This window comes from Acidovorax sp. Root70 (assembly GCF_001428225.1).
In the GTDB taxonomy this organism is placed as follows: domain Bacteria; phylum Pseudomonadota; class Gammaproteobacteria; order Burkholderiales; family Burkholderiaceae_C; genus Acidovorax.
Genome location: NZ_LMHQ01000030.1, coordinates 113554 through 130573 on the forward strand (window position 1 = coordinate 113554; position 17020 = coordinate 130573).

Genomic DNA, 17020 nt, shown 5'->3' on the forward strand with positions numbered 1-17020 from the left:
CAAAGCGAGCATGTGGTTGTTGATGAGCTGGATGGTGACCTTGTGGCGGTGGCTGATGCCCCCGGCTGCACGCTCCTATTCGGCTCCAGCGCCCAGCCAGCAAGCGCAATCAGCTACTTTTTTGCTAGCAAAACTGCGCTCCTACCACTCGCCCCCATCCACGCGCCCCTGCCTCACGATGCTGCGCTAGAGCGCGGCAGATCATTGGCATTCCCGGCAATTCCCTTCGTTTCGATGCGTCAGTCCAGGCATTCACAGCTCCTGTAGAGCTTGTTGTTAATGGTTTGGAACTGTGGGCGGCAGCCCGCGCAGCTTTCCCTGCTGAGAGGGTTGGTTGCACCGCTGCTGTCCGCAACACACTGAAGGAATCGCATCATGAAGCGGATGCTCATCAACGCCACGCAGCCCGAAGAACGGCGCTTGGCCATCGTCGACGGACAAAAGCTCCTCGACTACGAAATCGAGATCGAGGGGCGCGAGCAGCGCAAGGGCAACATCTACAAGGCCGTCGTCACGCGCGTTGAGCCCTCGCTGGAAGCCTGCTTCGTCGATTACGGTGAAGACCGCCACGGTTTCCTGCCGTTCAAGGAAATCTCGCGCAGCTACTTCACCCCTGGCGTTTCGCCCAGCCAGGCGCGCATCAACGAAGTGATCAAGGAGGGCCAGGAGCTGCTGGTCCAGGTCGAAAAAGAAGAGCGTGGCAACAAGGGCGCCGCCCTGACCACCTTTGTCTCGCTGGCTGGCCGCTATGTGGTGCTGATGCCCAACAACCCCCGTGGTGGTGGCGTGTCGCGCCGCATCGAGGGCGAGGACCGCGCCGAGCTCAAGGAGGCGATGGACCAGCTGGAGTACCCCAACGGCATGTCCATCATCGCGCGCACCGCCGGCATCGGCCGCACCGCGCCCGAGCTGCAGTGGGATCTGAACTACCTGCTCAAGCTGTGGAACGCCATCGACGGCGCCGCCAAGGGCGGCAAGGGCGCCTTCCTGATCTACCAGGAATCAAGCCTCGTCATCCGCGCGATCCGCGACTATTTCAACAACGACATCGGTGACATCCTCATCGATACCGACGACATCTACGAACAGGCGCAGCAGTTCATGGCGCACGTCATGCCCGAGCATGCCGCCCGGGTGAAGCGCTACCGCGACGACGCCGCCCTGTTCAGCCGCTTCCAGATCGAGCACCAGATCGAATCGGCCTACGCGCGCACCGTGCAGCTGCCCTCGGGCGGCGCCATCGTGATCGACCACACCGAAGCGCTGGTCAGCGTGGACGTGAACTCGGCCCGCGCCATCAAGGGCGGCGACATCGAGGAAACCGCCACCCGCACCAACCTGGAAGCCGCCGACGAAGTGGCCCGCCAGATGCGCCTGCGCGACCTGGGCGGCCTGATCGTGATCGACTTCATCGACATGGAAGAGTCGAAGAACCGCCGCGAAGTGGAAAACCGCCTGCGCGATGCGCTGCGCCAGGATCGTGCCCGCGTGCAGTTCGGCACCATCAGCAAGTTCGGCCTCATGGAAATGAGCCGCCAGCGCCTGAAGCCCGCGCTGTCCGAAGGCTCGTCCATCCCCTGCCCCCGCTGCGGCGGCTCGGGGCACATTCGCGATACGGAATCGTCGGCGCTGCAGATCCTGCGCATCATTCAAGAAGAATCGATGAAGGACAACACGGCCGCCGTGCACTGTCAGGTGCCGGTGGAAGTGGCCTCGTTCCTGCTGAACGAAAAGCGCACCGAGATCGCCAAGATCGAGCTCAAGCAGCGCGTGGCCGTGCTGATGGTTCCCAACAAGACGCTGGAAACCCCCAACTACCGTCTGGAGCGCCTGAAGCACGACGACCCACGCCTGGACCACATCGAGGCCAGCTACAAGCTCGCGGAAGAAGTGGAAGACCCCACCGCCGTGACGCGCCGCTCGCAAGAGCCCACCAACAAGCAGACCCCGGTGATCAAGGGCGTGCTGCCCGACGCACCCGCCCCCGTGGCCGAGCCCCGCCCCGAAGGCGCTGCACGCCCACCGCGTGGTGGCCAACGCCCCGCAGCCAATGCAGCCCCTGCGCCAGCCCCCGTGGCCGCTCCAGCCCCCGCCGCTGCTGCACCCCAGGAACAAGGCTTCTTCGCCTGGCTCAAGGGCCTGTTTGGCTTTGGCAGCACACCTGCAGCGCCCGCCCCTGTGACGACGGCATCGCCCGCAGCCGCACCGGCCGCCGCTGACACCGCCGGCCGTGGCGAGCCCCGCCGCGAAGGCCGCAACGGTGAAAGCCGTGGCCGCCGTGGTGGCCGCGACGGCAACCGGGACGGCCAGCGCGAAGGCGCACCGCGTGACGGCAACCGTGAAGGCGGCTCCGGCGAAGGCCGTGGCCGCCGTGGCGAGCGCTCTGCCGAAGGCCGCGCCCCCCGCGATGCAGACAGCCGTCCACCACGCGACGCAGAGCGCCGCCCCGAAGGCGAAGGCCGTGAAGGCGGTCGCAACGGGCGCGGCGAAGGCCGTGAAGGGGGCCGTGGCCGCCGCGACAGCGAGCCGCGCAACCTGAACGCTGGCGTGAATGGTGACAACACCAACGCAGCAACCACTCCGGTGGAAGGCCCCAACGCGGGCAACACCGGTGGCGCAGAAGGCCAACCGACCCAGCAACCCCGTGGCGAACGCGGCCCACGCCGCGAACGTGGTGATCGCGGTGGCAACCGTGGCGAGCGCGGTGAACGCGCTCCCCGTGCGGTCGAGGCCCAGGAGGCAGGCGCCACAGCCGCCGCTGGTGACTTTGCGGACACCGCTCCACTGGCATCCCTGCCGGACCTGGACCTGAGCGGCAATGATGCACCCGCCAACGGCAATGGCGCCACCGAAGAGCAGCGCCGCGAGCGCCGTTCCCGTGACCGCTACGGCCGCGACCGCCGCGAACGCGGTGAGCGCGGTCCGCGTGACAACAACGGCAATGCCGAAGCAGCCGCACCGGCCATGCTCGATTTCGACCCCACCCAGGCAGAACCCGTGCCTGCACAGGACGAAGCACCGCGCCGCAGCTACTTCAGCAGCACGGCCGCCGCAGAGCCAGCCGCTCCGGCTACCGCCCCCGCGGTGGCGCCAGCCGCTGTAGCCTCTGAGCCCGCTGCAGCAGCCCCTGCTGCCGCACCCGTCGCAACGCCTGCAGCCCCACCGGTGGCCGCACCGGCCCCTGTCGCTGCACCCGCACCCGCACCGGCGGCTGCCGCACCGGCCCCCGTGGCCCCTGCAGCAGCGCAAGCCAAGGGCCTGCCTCGCGTCCAGGCGTTCACGCTGCCCATCGATGAACTGCAGCAAGTGGCTGCCGCATCGGGCCTGCAGTGGGTGAACTCTGACGCAGACAAGATCGCGGCCGTGCAGGCCGCCATCGCTGCCGAGCCCAAGCCCATCCGCGTGCCCCGCGAGCGCCCCCCGGCCGTGGTGCTGGACGAAGGCCCGCTGGTGCTGGTGGAAACCCGCCGCGATCTGTCGACCATGGCACTGCCGTTTGAGCAGCCCCCAGCCGCCTGATGCGCTGCAATGGTTGCTGCCCCCGGGGCCGCAGCCTACGTAAAGAAGGCGGCTCAGGCCGCCTTCTTTTTTTGGGCCCCTGGGCACGCACTGCCATTGGCACCAATACCCGCAAGCGCTTTAAGACAGCCTGTCAGCAGGTACCATTTCAGGTCGCTGGCGCCGCCAGCCGTCCTCTGCTTGCCAGGCCCCGCCCGCTTACCCTCCGCGATCCACGGACCCTTCGCCCCATGCTGTTCCTGCTGTCTCCCGCCAAATCGCTCGACTACGACACACCCGTGCCTGAGGGGCTGGCGCACACCACGCCCCAGTTCGTGCCGCAGTCCACAGCCCTCATCGAGGTACTGCGCGAGCAGTCGCCGCAGCAGATCGCGTCGCTGATGGAACTGAGCGACACGCTCGCGGCCCTGAACGTGGCGCGCTACCAGGCCTGGCGCCCCCGCTTCACGGCCCACAACTCGCGCCAGGCGGTGCTGGCCTTCAATGGCGACGTGTACGAGGGGCTGCAGGCCCGCAGCCTGAGCGCCGACGACCTGGACTGGGCCCAGAGCCATGTCGCCATCCTCAGTGGCCTGTATGGCGTGCTACGGCCGCTGGACCGCATGCAGCCCTACCGCCTGGAGATGGGCACACGCCTGGCCACCGAGGCAGGCAGCAACCTGTACCAGTTCTGGGGCCGCCAGATTGCCGAGCACCTGAACACCCGGCTGCGCGCCGACACCACGCCAGTGGTGATCAACCTCGCCTCGCAGGAATACTTCAAGGCCGTGGACCGCAAGGTGCTCAAGGCCCGCGTGATCGAATGCGTGTTCGAGGACTGGAAGGGTGGCAACTACAAGATCATCAGCTTCTTTGCCAAACGCGCACGCGGCCTGATGGCCCGCTATGCCATCACCCACCGCCTTGCCACGCCCCACCAGCTCGAAGGTTTTGATCTGGACGGCTATGCCTTTGCCCCGGCCTCGTCCACGCCTGAGCGCCTGGTCTTCCGGCGCAAGGCCCCGCCAGCCTTATAAACACCCCTCCCTGCTCTTTCTTGTTGAAGGACCGCCATGGCATCGCGTTCTGACCAGCACCCCGACAGCTCCACCACCAACGCCCGGCACGCCAGTGCCGCGCGGCAGGCCGTCACACCCGAGCTGCGCCGCTGGATCATTGAGCAGGCCCAGGCCGGCTACGCCGCGCCCGTGGTGCTGCAGTCCATGCGCGATGCGGGCTGGGACGAAGACGTGGCCGCCGACGCGCTGGAGGTTACGCTGCAAGAGCACCTGAACGACTTGGCCGTGCAGCAGGGCCTGCCCTCGGCCGTGCGGGTGCCCGAGCCCCGGCTGGATGAATCGCCTGCCCAGGTGGACTGCGGCGACCGCATCGTGAATGTGCTGCTGGCCATGGCCCAGCCGCGCATTGTGGTGTTTGGCAACCTGCTGTCGCCCGAAGAATGTGATGCCCTGATCGCCGCCGCAGAGCCCCGCATGGCGCGCTCACTCACCGTGGAGACCCGCACGGGGGGCGAAGAGATCAACGCCGACCGCACCAGCGACGGCATGTTCTTTCAGCGTGGCCAAAGCCCGTTGATCCAGCGCATCGAGGAACGCATTGCGCGCCTGCTCCACTGGCCCATCGAAAACGGTGAGGGCCTGCAGGTGCTGCACTACCGCCCCGGCGCCGAGTACAAGCCCCACTACGACTACTTTGACCCCGCCGAGCCCGGCACGCCCAGCATCATCAAGCGCGGCGGCCAGCGCGTGGGCACGCTGGTGATGTACCTCAACACGCCCGACAAAGGCGGCGGCACCACCTTCCCGGACGTGCACCTGGAGGTCGCACCACAGCGCGGCAATGCCGTGTTCTTCAGCTATGAGCGGCCGCACTCATCCACCCGCACGCTGCACGGCGGCGCCCCGGTGATCGCCGGGGACAAGTGGATTGCCACCAAATGGCTGCGTGAGCGGGAATTTCAGTAAAAACGCCGGTATGCGTTAGTCGAATATGCGCCAGTAGCTACAAAAATAGTAGCAAGCACACCTCCCCTTGGAACCCATACACCTGAAAGACCAGGCCATGAACACGCCAGAACAATCCCAGCTTGGCAAGGCCTCGGCCTATATCGACCAGTACGACGCCTCGCTGCTGTTCCCCATCCCGCGCGCGGGCAAGCGGGCCGAGATCGGCATCACCGGCGCAGCCCCCTTCTTCGGCGCCGACCTGTGGACGGCGTTCGAGCTGTCATGGCTGAACCAGCGTGGCAAACCGCAGGTGGCGCTTGCGCACATCACGGTGCCCTGCGAGACGCCCAACATCATCGAGAGCAAGTCGTTCAAGCTGTACCTCAACAGCTTCAACAACACGCGCTTTGCCGATGCGGCCGAGGTGCAGGCCCGCATCCGCACCGACATCAGCGAAGCCGTGTGGCGTGGCGCCGAGCACCCTGCCACCGTGGGCGTGAAGCTCATTGCACCCGAGCTGTTTGACCAGGAGCCCGTGCACGAGCTGGACGGCCTGAGCCTGGACCGGCTGGACGTGGAATGCACCCAGTACCAGCCGGCCCCCGAACTGCTGACGGCCACATTCAACGAAGCGCCCGTGACCGAGACCCTCACCAGCAACCTGCTCAAGAGCAACTGCCTGGTGACCGGCCAGCCCGACTGGGGCAGCGTGCAGATCAGCTACAGCGGCCCGCAGATCAACCAGGAAGGGCTGCTGCAGTACCTGGTGAGCTTTCGCAATCACAACGAATTCCACGAGCAGTGCGTGGAGCGCATCTTCATGGACGTGTGGACACGCTGCAAACCCATCAAGCTCACGGTGTACGCGCGCTACACGCGCCGGGGCGGGCTGGACATCAACCCCCTGCGCACCAGCCACCCGCAGGCCCTGCCGCGCAACGTGCGAACGGCGCGGCAGTAGGCCCCGACCATCCCCGTCAACCGACCGCGTCCGTCAGTTGCGCGCATCAATCCAGTCACACCGCAGGGTGTGGCGCAGGTGCGCACGGGTGCGCCAGGCAACATACAGGCTGGGGACAAAAATGCCGATCAGGCAGACCGGCGCGGCGCAGGGCTCGCCAAAAGCGCAGATGGGAAACCAGCCCACCCAGCCCAGCATCCAGACGGTCAGCATCAGGTCCCACAGGTGGTATTCGAGCGGGTGGTCGGCCTTGTGCGCCACATGCCACTGCTTGATGCGCTGCAGCTCGTCGAGGGTCATGGTGATCTCCCGGAAAACGGGAAAATCACTGTAAGTTACGAGTAAGAATTCGTCAAGGACTGTATCGCCGCCAGTGGCTGACCGCCTCTGGTCGCCGCCCCCTACCCCAGGCGGAACACATCCACCGAGCGGCCGAGCGATACCGCGCTCTCCTTGAGGCCCTGGGCCGCCTCCGCCGACTCCTCCACCAGCGTCGCGTTCTGTTGCGTCACCGTGTCGAGCTGGGTCACCGCCTCGTTGACCTGGGCGATGCCCTGCGACTGCTCCTTGGTCGCACTGCTGATTTGCTGCACCAGCATGCTCACCCGCTCCACGGCATGCACCACGCCCCCGATGGTGGTGCCCGCATGGTCCATCTGCTGTGCGCCGCTGGCGATCTGGTCCACCGTCACACCAATCAAGCCGCTGATCTCCTTGGCCGAACTGGCGCTGCGCTGGGCCAGCGCGCGCACCTCCCCCGCCACCACCGCAAAGCCCCGGCCCTGCTCGCCCGCGCGGGCGGCCTCGACGGCGGCGTTGAGCGCCAGCAGGTTGGTCTGGAAGGCAATGCCCTCGATCACGCCCACGATCTCGCTGATCTTGGTAGACGACAGCTTCATCTGCTGCATGGCCGCGCCCACCTCCTGCACAGCCTGACCACCGCGCTTGGCAATGTCGCTGCTTTGCGCACTCTCGTGCGAGACCTTGGCCGCCGTCTCGGAGGTCTGCAACACCGTGCTGGCCAGTTGCTCCATGGCCGCAGCGGTCTCCTCCAGGCTGCTGGCCTGCGATTCGGTGCGGGCCGACAGGTTCACGCCGCCGCGTGCGATCTCGTCGGCCGATTCGATGAAGTTGCGCACCTCGGTGCGTACATCGCCCACCACCGCACGCAGGTTGACCTGGGTCTGCTGCAGGCGCTGCATCAGTGCGCCCAGGGGCTGGGGGTAGTCGGTGCCCACCGACGTGGCCAGGTTGCACGCCGAGATGTCGGACGCAAAGCGGGTGGCATCGTGCATGCCCTGCAACACGGTGGCCTGAAAGCGCCACAGCGTCCACCCGGCCCCCAACAACAGCAACACCAGGCGCGCCACCCAGGCCGTGGTGCCTTGCAGTCCGATCACATCGGGCAGCAAGGCCAGCAGCACGGTCACCAGCAGCAGCACCGCCATGCGGGGCAACAGTGCCATGTGCGCGATGCGCTGCCGCCAGCCACGCACGCCGCGGTAGCGCACGTTGCCCGAGTCGAGGTAGAAGCTGCTGGCGCCCGAAGCGGCCTCGCTGCGCATCTGGGCATACAAGGCCTCGGCAGCTGCCATTTCTGCAGCGCTGGGCTTGGTGCGCACCGACATGTAGGCGCGCGGCTTGCCGCCCTCCATGATGGGGGTGACGTTGGCGCGCACCCAGTAGTGGTCGCCGTTCTTGCGGCGGTTCTTGACCAGGCCCGTCCACGGCTCGCCCCGGCCAACGGTGCGCCACATGTCCTTGTAGGCCTCGGGCGGCATGTCGGGGTGGCGAATGATGTTGTGGGGCTGGCCGATGAGTTCGTCATGGCTGTAGCCACTGACGCGCACAAACGCCGGGTTGCAGTGCGTGATCTCGCCCTTGGTGTTGGTGCTGGACACCAGCAGCTCATCACCGGGGTAGTCGAAGTTCTGCTGGGTCACAGGCAGGTTGATGCGCATTCAAAGCTCCTGAAGGGCCTGCGGCAGGGGCAGGCAGCGCGGCTTTTGGTGGGGTGTTGTAAGTAACCGCTTGATACGAATCAAGTCTAACTGCTCACCCTGCCGTTTTGCCCCTCCAAAGCGCCGCCTGCGGCCGGCGCGTGCTGCGTCAGAAGAGCTGCCCGGTGCCCTTGTCCGCATCTGCGTGCGGCCTGCGCCGGCTGCCCGCAGCGGGCGCAGCAGTGTCTGGCTGCGGCGCGGGCTCCTCGCCACGTCGTACCAGCGTGCTGGCCCGCACACCCAGCAGCCTCAGGCGTTTGTCCAGCGGCACGCGCTTGAGGCATTGCCCTGCCAGCTGGCGGATGGTGGCCCCGTCTGCCGTATAGCTGTCCGCCGTGTGGTCGCGCGTCGCGATCTTGAAATCGTCGTAGCGCAGCTTGATGCCGATGGTGCGCGCCACATAGCCCTTGCGCTGCAGGTCCTCGGCCACGCGCATGCACAGGTCGGTAAAGATCGCGCCCAGCTCGGCCCGGTCGCGCACCGCATGCAGGTCGCGGTCAAAGGTGGTCTCGCGGCTCATGCTCACGGGCTCGCTCTCGGTCACCACCGGGCTGTCGTCGCGGCCCCAGGCCACGCGGTGCATCCACGCGCCGGAGGACTTGCCAAAGTGGCCCATCAGCCATTGCTCATCCTGCGCGGCCAGCTGTCCGATGGACTCAATGCCCAGCCGCGCCAGCTTCTCGCCCGCCTTGGGGCCGATGCCGTTGATCTTGCGCACGTTCAAGGGCCAGATCTTGCTCTGCAGGTCTTCCTCGTAAACGATGGAGATGCCGTTGGGCTTGTTGAACTCACTGGCCATCTTGGCCAGCAGCCGGTTGGGTGCCACGCCGATGGAACAAGTCAGCCCGGTCCTTTCAAAGATGCTTTTCTGAATGAGCCGCGCCAGCACCCGCCCGCCTTCGCGCTGGCCACCGGGCACCTCGGTGAAGTCGATATAGACCTCGTCCACGCCCCGGTCCTGCATCACCGGCGCGATCTCGGTGATGGTGCTCTTGAACAGGCGCGAGAAACGTCGCACCTCCTCAAAATCCACCGGCAGCACGATGGCCTGCGGGCACAGCTTGGCCGCCTTCATCATGCCCATGGCCGAGCCCACGCCGAACTGACGCGCAGCGTAGGTGGCTGTGGTGATCACGCCCCGGCCCACATAGTCCTTGAGCAGCGGAAAGTCCTCCACCGGGATGAAGCGCCGCTCGCGCTCTGCGGTGCCGTCCGGGCCGCGCAGCAGCAACTCGTCCACCTTGCGCCGCCCGCCGCCAATCACAACGGGCAGGCCCTTGAGCTGGGGGTAGCGCAGCAGCTCGACGGATGCGAAGAACGCGTCCATGTCCAGGTGCGCGATGCGGCGCCGCTTGCAGGAAGGGGCAGCCTGCGCAGGAGTGGGGGTTTCAGAGGAATCGGGCTCGGTGGCGGTCACACCCGATATTGTGCGGGGCGGAGCCATCCCAGCGCAGGCGGTGCATTAGCGATTGCGCCTCGCACCACGCTCCCCTGCCGCGATGGCGCCCAGCATCAGCACCACACCTGCCATCTGCCAACCGCCCAAGGTGTGCTGAAAGTACACCCAGTCCACCACAATGGCGACCGTCGGGTAGGCAAACTGCAACACCGCCACCCGGGCCGTTGCCAGCCGGGCCATGCCTGCATACATCAGGGTGTACGCCAGGCCAGTGTGAATCAGCCCCAGCCCTGCCAGCCATGCCCATGAGGCACCCCAGGCAGGCCAACCTTGGCCCACTGGGGCCACCCACAGCACGGCGGCACCCAGCGCGCATTGCCACCACGCCAGGGTCCCCACCGGCAGCACCCCCAAGCGCTTGGCAACCACGGTGACGGTGGCTGTGCACAGCGCACCGACCAGGCACAGGCCTACGCCCACCCAGTAGCCAGGCGCATGCCCGGCGCCAGACGAAGTCAGCCCCCCGGCCACGCCCGTGGCCAGCACCAACCCCACCATCGCAATCAGCACTGACACCACGCGCTGCCGGGGCACAGCTTCTTTGAGCCACCAGGCCCCCAGCAGCAATACCCACAGGGGCTGCACATGGAACAGCACCACTGCCACCCCGGTGGGCACTTGCTGGATCGCGGTGAAAAACAGCCACCAGCTCGCCAGCATCAGCCCGCTGAGCAGCAACACCCACGGCAAAGCCGCCCAGCCCACCCAGAGCCCCCGCCACAGTCCCGACCATGACCGGTGGCGCCAGGCCATCCATAACGTGAGCCCCACGAGACCAAAAGCGCAGCGGAACCAGGTCACCGTCAACGGCGCCGCCTGCGCCTCGTGCACGAACACGCCGATGGTGCCCAGCAGCACGTTGCCCAGCAAAAAAGCGATCCAGCCGTCCAGCCGGTGGACAGACGACAGCCCACGCGCGCTGCCCGCAGGGAAAGCGGACGCGGGAACCACGGGGACGGATGTGCCTGAAACGGTAGAGGACGACTGCTGCATGCTCGCAGTGTGGCTGCCAGCCTCTGTAACCGAAAGCGCATAATTTACGCATCAACCATTCGATCATCGAATACATCATCACTGAGGCAATCCATGAGCTACCGCGATTTGCAATTCGACTGGCTACAGTGCCTGGTGGCGGTGGTGGATGCAGGCTCGCTCTCTGGCGCGGCGGCCGAGGTGCACCGGTCCCAGTCGGCGGTCAGCATGCAGCTCAAGAAGCTGGAAGACGCCGTTGGCCACCGACTGCTGGAGCGAGACGCCCGCAAGCAACACCTCACGCCCGAGGGCGAAACCCTGCTGGGCTATGCGCGCCGCATTCTGGAACTGCATGCAGAAGCGCACGATGCCCTGAACGGCGACGCCCTCACAGGCCGGGTGCGGCTGGGGGTGCCGGATGACTATGCGGCGCGATATCTCACGCCCGTACTCAAACGCTTTGCGCCCCGGCACAGCGCGGTGGAGATTGAACTGGACTGCGAGCAGTCCACCGCCCTCATCCCGCGCGTGGCCAGTGGCGACCTGGACCTGGCGCTGATCTCGCGCGACCACGCCCGCCGGGGCACACTGCTGTTCCATGAGCCCATGGTGTGGGTGGGATCAGCGCAGTTCGAGTTGTGGAGGCGCGACCCGCTGCCCATTGCGGTGTACGAATCGGCCAGCCTGGCGCGGCGCGGCGCCATCCACGCACTGGCGCAGCAGGGGCGCCGCTACAAGGTGGTCTATCACAGCTCCAGCCTGGCGGGGCAAATTGCGGCGGTGGAAAGTGGCCTGGCCGTGGCCGCCCTCACCCACTGCAGCGTGCCACCACAGCTGCAGGTGCTCGGCACCGAACACGGCCTGGGGCCGCTGGCCCCCATGGAGGTGGCCGTCTACCGCAGCCGCGCATCGCGCGGCTCCAAGGCGGTGGACAGCCTGCAGAACCTGCTGGTGCAGACCCTGCGGCAATCCGGCGGTGCCCGCGTGAACGACTGAACGTCTGAGCGCCTAAGGGACTGCTTACGAAACGGGAGCCTACTTCTTGGAGAGTGCCGCGCTGCGAATGCCCTGCAGCGTGCCCGTGGGCGTGATCGCCTCGGGGTCGATCAGGCAGTGCAGCACGCTGGGCAGGCCGCTGGCGCGGGCGCGGGCCAGCGCGGGTGCGAAGTCTTCGGTGCGCTCCACGCGTTCGCCATGGCCACCAAAGGCCTGGGCATAGGCCTTGAAGTCGGGGTTCTTGAGCTGCGTGGCGCTGATGCGGCCGGGGTACTCGCGTTCCTGGTGCATGCGGATGGTGCCGTACATGGCGTTGTCCAGCAGCACCACGATGATGGGCAGGCCGTACTGCACGGCGGTCGCAAACTCCTGGCCGTGCATCACAAAGTCGCCATCGCCCGCAAAGATCACCACCTCGCGCTGCGGCCATAGGCGCTTGCCGCCCACGCCTGCGGGCAGGCCGTAGCCCATGGAGCCGCTGGTGGGCGCGAGCTGGCTCGCATAGGTGGTAAAGGGCCAGAAACGGTGAATCCAGGTGGCAAAGTTGCCCGCGCCGTTGCAGAAGATGGTGTCGGCGGGCAGCACTTCCTTGAGGTGCTGCATCACCTGGCCCATTTGCAGGTTGCCGGGTATGCGGATGGGTGCCGTATCGCTCCAGGCCAGATATTCGGCATGGGCAGCCTCGGCATGAGCCTTCCAGGGCACAGCCGCTGTGGGCCGCACCGTATTGAGCGCTGCAGCAAACGCCTGGGGCGTTGCGTGAATGGCCTGTGTGGGGCGGTAGAGCTTGCCTAGCTCATCCGCATCGGCATGCACGTGCACCAGCGGCTGTGCAGGCGTGGGGATGTGGAACAGCTCGTAGCCCTGCGATGGCACCTCCGACAAGCGGCCGCCCACCACCAGCACCAGGTCGGACGCCTTGATACGTGCCAGCAGCTTGGGGTTGACGCCCAGGCCCAGGTCACCGCCGTAGCAAGCGTGCGTAGCCGGGAACAGCATCTGGCGGCGGAACGAGCAGTACACGGGAAGGGACCACGCTTCGGCAAACGCGGTGAACTCGCGCACCGCCTGCTCGGACCAGCGGCTGCCGCCCAGGATGGCGACGGGGCTTTGGGCGGCTTGCAGGCGCTGCGCCAGCTCGGCCATTTGCGCGGCGCCGGGGTGCGTTTCCGTCACCTGGTAGGGCAGCGCATCGGCCACGGTGGCGGCCTCGGTCAGCATGTCTTCGGGCAGCGCCACCACCACGGGGCCGGGGCGGCCCGAGGTGGCAACGTGGAAGGCGCGCGAGATCAGTTCGGGCACACGGGCCGGGTCGTCAATCTGCACCACCCACTTGGCCATGGTGCCAAACACGGCGCTGTAGTCCAGCTCCTGAAACGCCTCGCGCCCCATGGCACCGCGCGCTACCTGGCCCACGAACAGGATCATCGGCGTCGAATCCTGGTGCGCAATGTGCACACCGGCCGAAGCATTGGTAGCGCCTGGCCCGCGCGTCACAAAGCAGATGCCGGGCTGGCCGGTGAGCTTGCCCTGCGCCTCGGCCATCATGGCCGCGCCGCCTTCCTGGCGGCACACGGTCACGCCAATATCAGCGTCATGCAGCGCATCAAGCACAGCCAGATAACTTTCGCCGGGCACACAAAAGAGCTGCTTCACACCATGGGTGATGAGCTGCTGCACCAGGATCTGGCCGCCGGTGCGGGGGGTGAGGGACGAGGTATTCATGTCTTCAGTGACTGGATCAGAAAAAATTCAGAACAGAGCCTGGCAGGCGCGCTGGATGCGCGCGCAGGCCTCTTGCAAATCGGCGGTAGAGGCGGCGTACGAGATGCGGAAGTATGGCGCCAGCCCCAGCACCCCGCCGGGCACCACGGCGACATGGTGCTCGCGCAGCAGGTAGGCGCAGAAGTCGGCATCGGTGCCCAGCTGCATGCCGCCGGGCGTGGTGCGGCCCAGCACGCCTTCGCAGCAGGCAAAGGTGTAGAACGCGCCCTCGGGCACACGGCAGCGCAGGCCGGGTGAGGCGTTGAGCGCGGCCACCACCAGATCGCGCCGGTCCTGGAACGCTTGGCAACGTTCGCGCACCACGTCTTGCGGCCCCGTGAGCGCCGCCACGGCAGCCGCCTGGCTGATGGACGAGGGGCACGATGTGGCCTGGCTCTGCACCACAGCCATGGCCGCAATCAGCGCCTTCGGGCCTGCACCGTAGCCCAGGCGCCAGCCCGTCATGGCATACGACTTGGAGACGCCGTTCACCGTCAACGTGCGATCGCGCAGTGACGGCAGCACGGCAGCAGGCGTGGCAAACGCACGGCCGTCGTACAGGATGTGTTCATAGATATCGTCCGCCAGCAGCCACACCTGCGGGTGACGCTCCACCACCTCCAGCACGGGCCGCAGTTGCTCGGCGCTGTAGGCCGCACCGCTGGGGTTGGAGGGCGAGTTGATGAACACCCAGCGCGTGCGCGGCGTGATGGCCGCCTCCAGCTGCTCGGGCGTGATGCGAAAGCCGTTGGCCTCGGTGCACGGCACCACCACGGGCACACCGCCCGCAATCAGCACCATGTCGGCGTATGACGTCCAGTACGGCGCGGGCAGGATCACCTCGTCACCCGGGTTCACTGAGGCCATCAGCGCGTTGTAGAGGATCTGTTTGGCGCCTGCACCGGCGGTGATTTCGTTCAGCGCAAAGTCCAGCCCGTTGTCGTGCTTGAACTTGTGCTGGATGGCGGCCTTGAGTTCGGCCGTGCCATCCAGCACCGTGTAATGCGTCTCCCCCCGCGCCATGGCCTGCTGGGCGGCTTCCAGAATGTGGGCGGGCGTGTCGAAGTCGGGCTCGCCCAGGCCCAGCACGATCACGGGCTGGCCCTGGCGCTTGAGCTGGTTGGCCTCTTGCGTCAGGCGCACGATTTCCGAAACGCCAATGGCGCCCAGACGGTCGGCCGCGCGGAAGGCCGTGGCGGGGATGGGAGCGTTCATTGCTGGTAGGTCTCCAGGGGCTTGTCGTTGGGGGTGGCGAACAGCTGGCGCAGCGTGGTGCCCAGCGGCAGGTTCAGGCTCATGTTCTTGGGCGGAATGGGGTTCACAAACCACTTGGTGTAGATCTTTTCCATTTCGCCGGACTGCATCAGTTTGGTGAGCACGCCGTCCACTGCGGCCTTGAACGTGGGGTCGTCCTTGCGGAACAGCAGTGCAATCGGCTCGGCGCCCAGCGGCTCGCCCACGATGCGGTAGGCCGAGGGGTCCTTGGAGTTGGCAATCATCCCGGCCAGCAGGTTGTCGTCGAGCACAAAGGCATCGGCGCGGCCGGTCTCCAGCAGCAGGAAGCTCTCGTGGTGGTCCTTACCCAGAACGGTCTTGATGGGGGCACCACCCAGCGCGCGCTCTTGCTTGCGCAGTAGCTGTACGGCGGTGGTGCCGGTGGATGCGGCAATGGTGCGGCCTGCAAGCTGGCTGATGGATTTGAGATCGGAATCCTTGCGCACCGCCATGCGCACTTCGCTCACATAGGTGGTCACCGCAAAGGCCACTTGCTGCTGGCGCGCGGTGTTGTTGGTGGTGGGGCCGCAGCCAATGTCCAGCGTCCCGTTCTGCACCAGGGGCAGCGTGTTTTGCGCCGTCACGGCCATGTATTCGAGCTTGGCGTCGGGCGCGACCTCCTTGAGCACGCGCTCGCACAGCTCGACGTGGTAGCCCACATATTTTTCATTCGCGCCCAGCGCATAGGCCATGGGCGGCGAGGTCTCGCGCACGCCCAGCACGGCTTTGCCGCTGGACTTGATCTTCTCCAGCGTGGGCTGGGTGACCGTCTGCGCCAGCGCGGGGGCTGTGGCCATGCAGGCCAGGGCCAGGCCTGCGGCGAGCGCAGTGAAGGTCTTGCGGGAAATTGCCATGTCGTTGTCTCCTTGTGTGTTGTGGTTGGCAGGTGGATGAATCGGTGAGAGAGAAATCGGGCGGCTTTGGTGACGCTCAAATCACGTTTTTTTCGAGCAGCGGCGCGTTACGCGCAATGCGTTCGATGGACAGCGGCGACAGGTCCAGGCTTTGGTAGCTGCCCGTGAGCAACAACTCGGCCACGCCCCGGCCCACGGCAGGGCACTGCTGCAGGCCGTGGCCCGAAAAGCCGTTGGCAAACACCAGGTTGTCGCACGCCGGGTGCAGGCCCACGATGGCGTTGTGGTCAAAGGTGTTCATCTCGTAGTAGCCCGCCCAGGCGCCCTGCATGCGCAGTGCCTCAAAACCGGGGATGCGCTCGGCCAGCGTGGGCCAGATGTGGTTGTCAAACGCGTCGTACTCGGGCTCCAGCGGGGCAAAGTCGGCGTCGTTGTCCGCGTCGGGCGCAAAGCCGCAGATAAAGCCTTTGCCCTCGGGCCGCAGCCAGATGCCACTGGTGTCGATGAGCAGCGGGCAGCCCGGCAATGCGGCGGGGCTCGCGAGGTTGAACACCGTGCGGCGCTTGCCCACCACGGGCAGATCCATGCCCGCCCAGCCCGCAATGGCAGCGGCCCACGGGCCACCGGCATTCACCGCATAACGGCATGGCAGCACCGCACCGCTGTGCAAGCGCACCGCGTTCACATGCAGCACGCCATCGCTACTCACCGTATCCAGCCCCACGGCTTCATCGGCCACGTAGCGCACGCCCTGGCTCTGCGCCTTCTTGCGCAAGGCCGTGAGCAGCAGGTAGCCATCAAACCAACCTTCGCCCGAGAGGCCCAGTGAGCCCAGCACCACGTCCTGCAGCGCCAGCCACGGAAAGCGCTCGGCCAGCTGCTGCGGGCTGAGCAGCGCCACATCGGCGCCATGCTGCTTTTGCAGCGCGTGGTTCTCGCGCAGCGTGGCCTCACCCGGCTGGGTGGCCAGGTACAGGTAGCCGCCTTCGTGCAGACCGATATCGGGCACATCGCCATGGCACGCCAACAGCGTACCCACGTTGCGCAAAAAGCCGATGCCAAACGCCGAGATCTGGATGTTGATGTCGGTAGAAAACTGCTGGCGGATGGAGCTGGCCGACAGCGCCGACGACGCCCGCGCATAGGTCGGGTCGCGCTCGACCACCACCACCTCGCAGCCCGGTTGCTGCAGCGTGAGGAAGTACGCAATCGCGCTACCAATGACACCACCGCCAATGATGACGATGGGGTGTGGGGCTGTAGCGGTCAACATG

The 17020-nt window shown here is 66.5% G+C and carries 13 protein-coding genes; 5 read left to right on the forward strand and 8 right to left on the reverse strand.

What is annotated here, in order from left to right; all coding sequences use genetic code 11:
* The first annotated feature begins 375 nt into the window (after positions 1-375).
* The 4 genes from ASD94_RS18970 (at position 376) to queF (ending at position 6426) form a co-directional block, all read left to right on the forward strand.
* The gene (locus ASD94_RS18970; protein WP_056646280.1) at positions 376-3519 is read left to right on the forward strand and encodes an Rne/Rng family ribonuclease; all 3144 of its coding nucleotides are present in this window, start codon (positions 376-378) and stop codon (positions 3517-3519) included.
* Between the two features lie 230 nt (positions 3520-3749).
* Positions 3750-4535, forward strand: coding sequence for a peroxide stress protein YaaA (gene yaaA / locus ASD94_RS18975; RefSeq protein WP_056646283.1), 786 nt, complete (start codon positions 3750-3752; stop codon positions 4533-4535).
* A gap of 36 nt (positions 4536-4571) precedes the next feature.
* Entirely contained in the window at positions 4572-5483 is a 912-nt protein-coding gene (locus tag ASD94_RS18980) for a 2OG-Fe(II) oxygenase (protein ID WP_056646286.1), read from the forward strand.
* A gap of 97 nt (positions 5484-5580) precedes the next feature.
* On the forward strand, positions 5581-6426 hold the full coding sequence (queF, locus tag ASD94_RS18985) for an NADPH-dependent 7-cyano-7-deazaguanine reductase QueF (RefSeq protein WP_056646289.1): 846 nt from the start codon (positions 5581-5583) through the stop codon (positions 6424-6426).
* 33 nt (positions 6427-6459) lie between these two features.
* Here queF and ASD94_RS18990 read toward each other — a convergent pair whose 3' ends face one another.
* The 4 genes from ASD94_RS18990 to ASD94_RS19005 all read right to left on the reverse strand — a co-directional run bounded on the left by ASD94_RS18990 (position 6460) and on the right by ASD94_RS19005 (position 10836).
* Entirely contained in the window at positions 6460-6726 is a 267-nt protein-coding gene (locus tag ASD94_RS18990) for a hypothetical protein (RefSeq protein ID WP_056646291.1), read from the reverse strand.
* Between the two features lie 101 nt (positions 6727-6827).
* A complete protein-coding gene (locus ASD94_RS18995; RefSeq protein WP_056646294.1) occupies positions 6828-8387 on the reverse strand; it encodes a PAS domain-containing methyl-accepting chemotaxis protein in 1560 nt (519 codons plus the stop codon).
* Between the two features lie 148 nt (positions 8388-8535).
* Complete coding sequence (locus ASD94_RS19000; protein ID WP_082576944.1) at positions 8536-9870, reverse strand: DNA polymerase IV; 1335 nt, start codon at positions 9868-9870, stop codon at positions 8536-8538.
* A gap of 18 nt (positions 9871-9888) precedes the next feature.
* Positions 9889-10836, reverse strand: coding sequence for a DMT family transporter (locus tag ASD94_RS19005; RefSeq protein ID WP_082576945.1), 948 nt, complete (start codon positions 10834-10836; stop codon positions 9889-9891).
* Positions 10837-10971: 135 nt separating this feature from the next.
* Here ASD94_RS19005 and ASD94_RS19010 point away from each other — a divergent pair, with 135 nt between their 5' ends.
* Positions 10972-11853: a LysR family transcriptional regulator gene (locus ASD94_RS19010; protein ID WP_056646297.1), complete on the forward strand. Its 882-nt coding sequence runs from the start codon at positions 10972-10974 to the stop codon at positions 11851-11853.
* Between the two features lie 39 nt (positions 11854-11892).
* Here the strand turns inward: ASD94_RS19010 and ASD94_RS19015 are convergent, their stop codons facing one another.
* The 4 genes from ASD94_RS19015 to ASD94_RS19030 all read right to left on the reverse strand — a co-directional run bounded on the left by ASD94_RS19015 (position 11893) and on the right by ASD94_RS19030 (position 17019).
* Positions 11893-13578: a thiamine pyrophosphate-binding protein gene (locus tag ASD94_RS19015; protein ID WP_056646299.1), complete on the reverse strand. Its 1686-nt coding sequence runs from the start codon at positions 13576-13578 to the stop codon at positions 11893-11895.
* Positions 13579-13605: 27 nt separating this feature from the next.
* Positions 13606-14832 carry a pyridoxal phosphate-dependent aminotransferase gene (locus ASD94_RS19020; protein WP_056646301.1) on the reverse strand — a complete coding sequence of 409 codons (1227 nt, stop codon included), beginning with the start codon at positions 14830-14832 and terminating at the stop codon, positions 13606-13608.
* Positions 14829-15746: an amino acid ABC transporter substrate-binding protein gene (locus ASD94_RS19025; RefSeq protein WP_056646305.1), complete on the reverse strand. Its 918-nt coding sequence runs from the start codon at positions 15744-15746 to the stop codon at positions 14829-14831. The genes ASD94_RS19020 and ASD94_RS19025 overlap by 4 nt, the downstream gene beginning before the upstream one ends.
* Positions 15747-15822: 76 nt before the next feature.
* Positions 15823-17019, reverse strand: coding sequence for an FAD-binding oxidoreductase (locus ASD94_RS19030; protein ID WP_056646309.1), 1197 nt, complete (start codon positions 17017-17019; stop codon positions 15823-15825).
* Between the last annotated feature and the right edge of the window lies 1 nt (position 17020).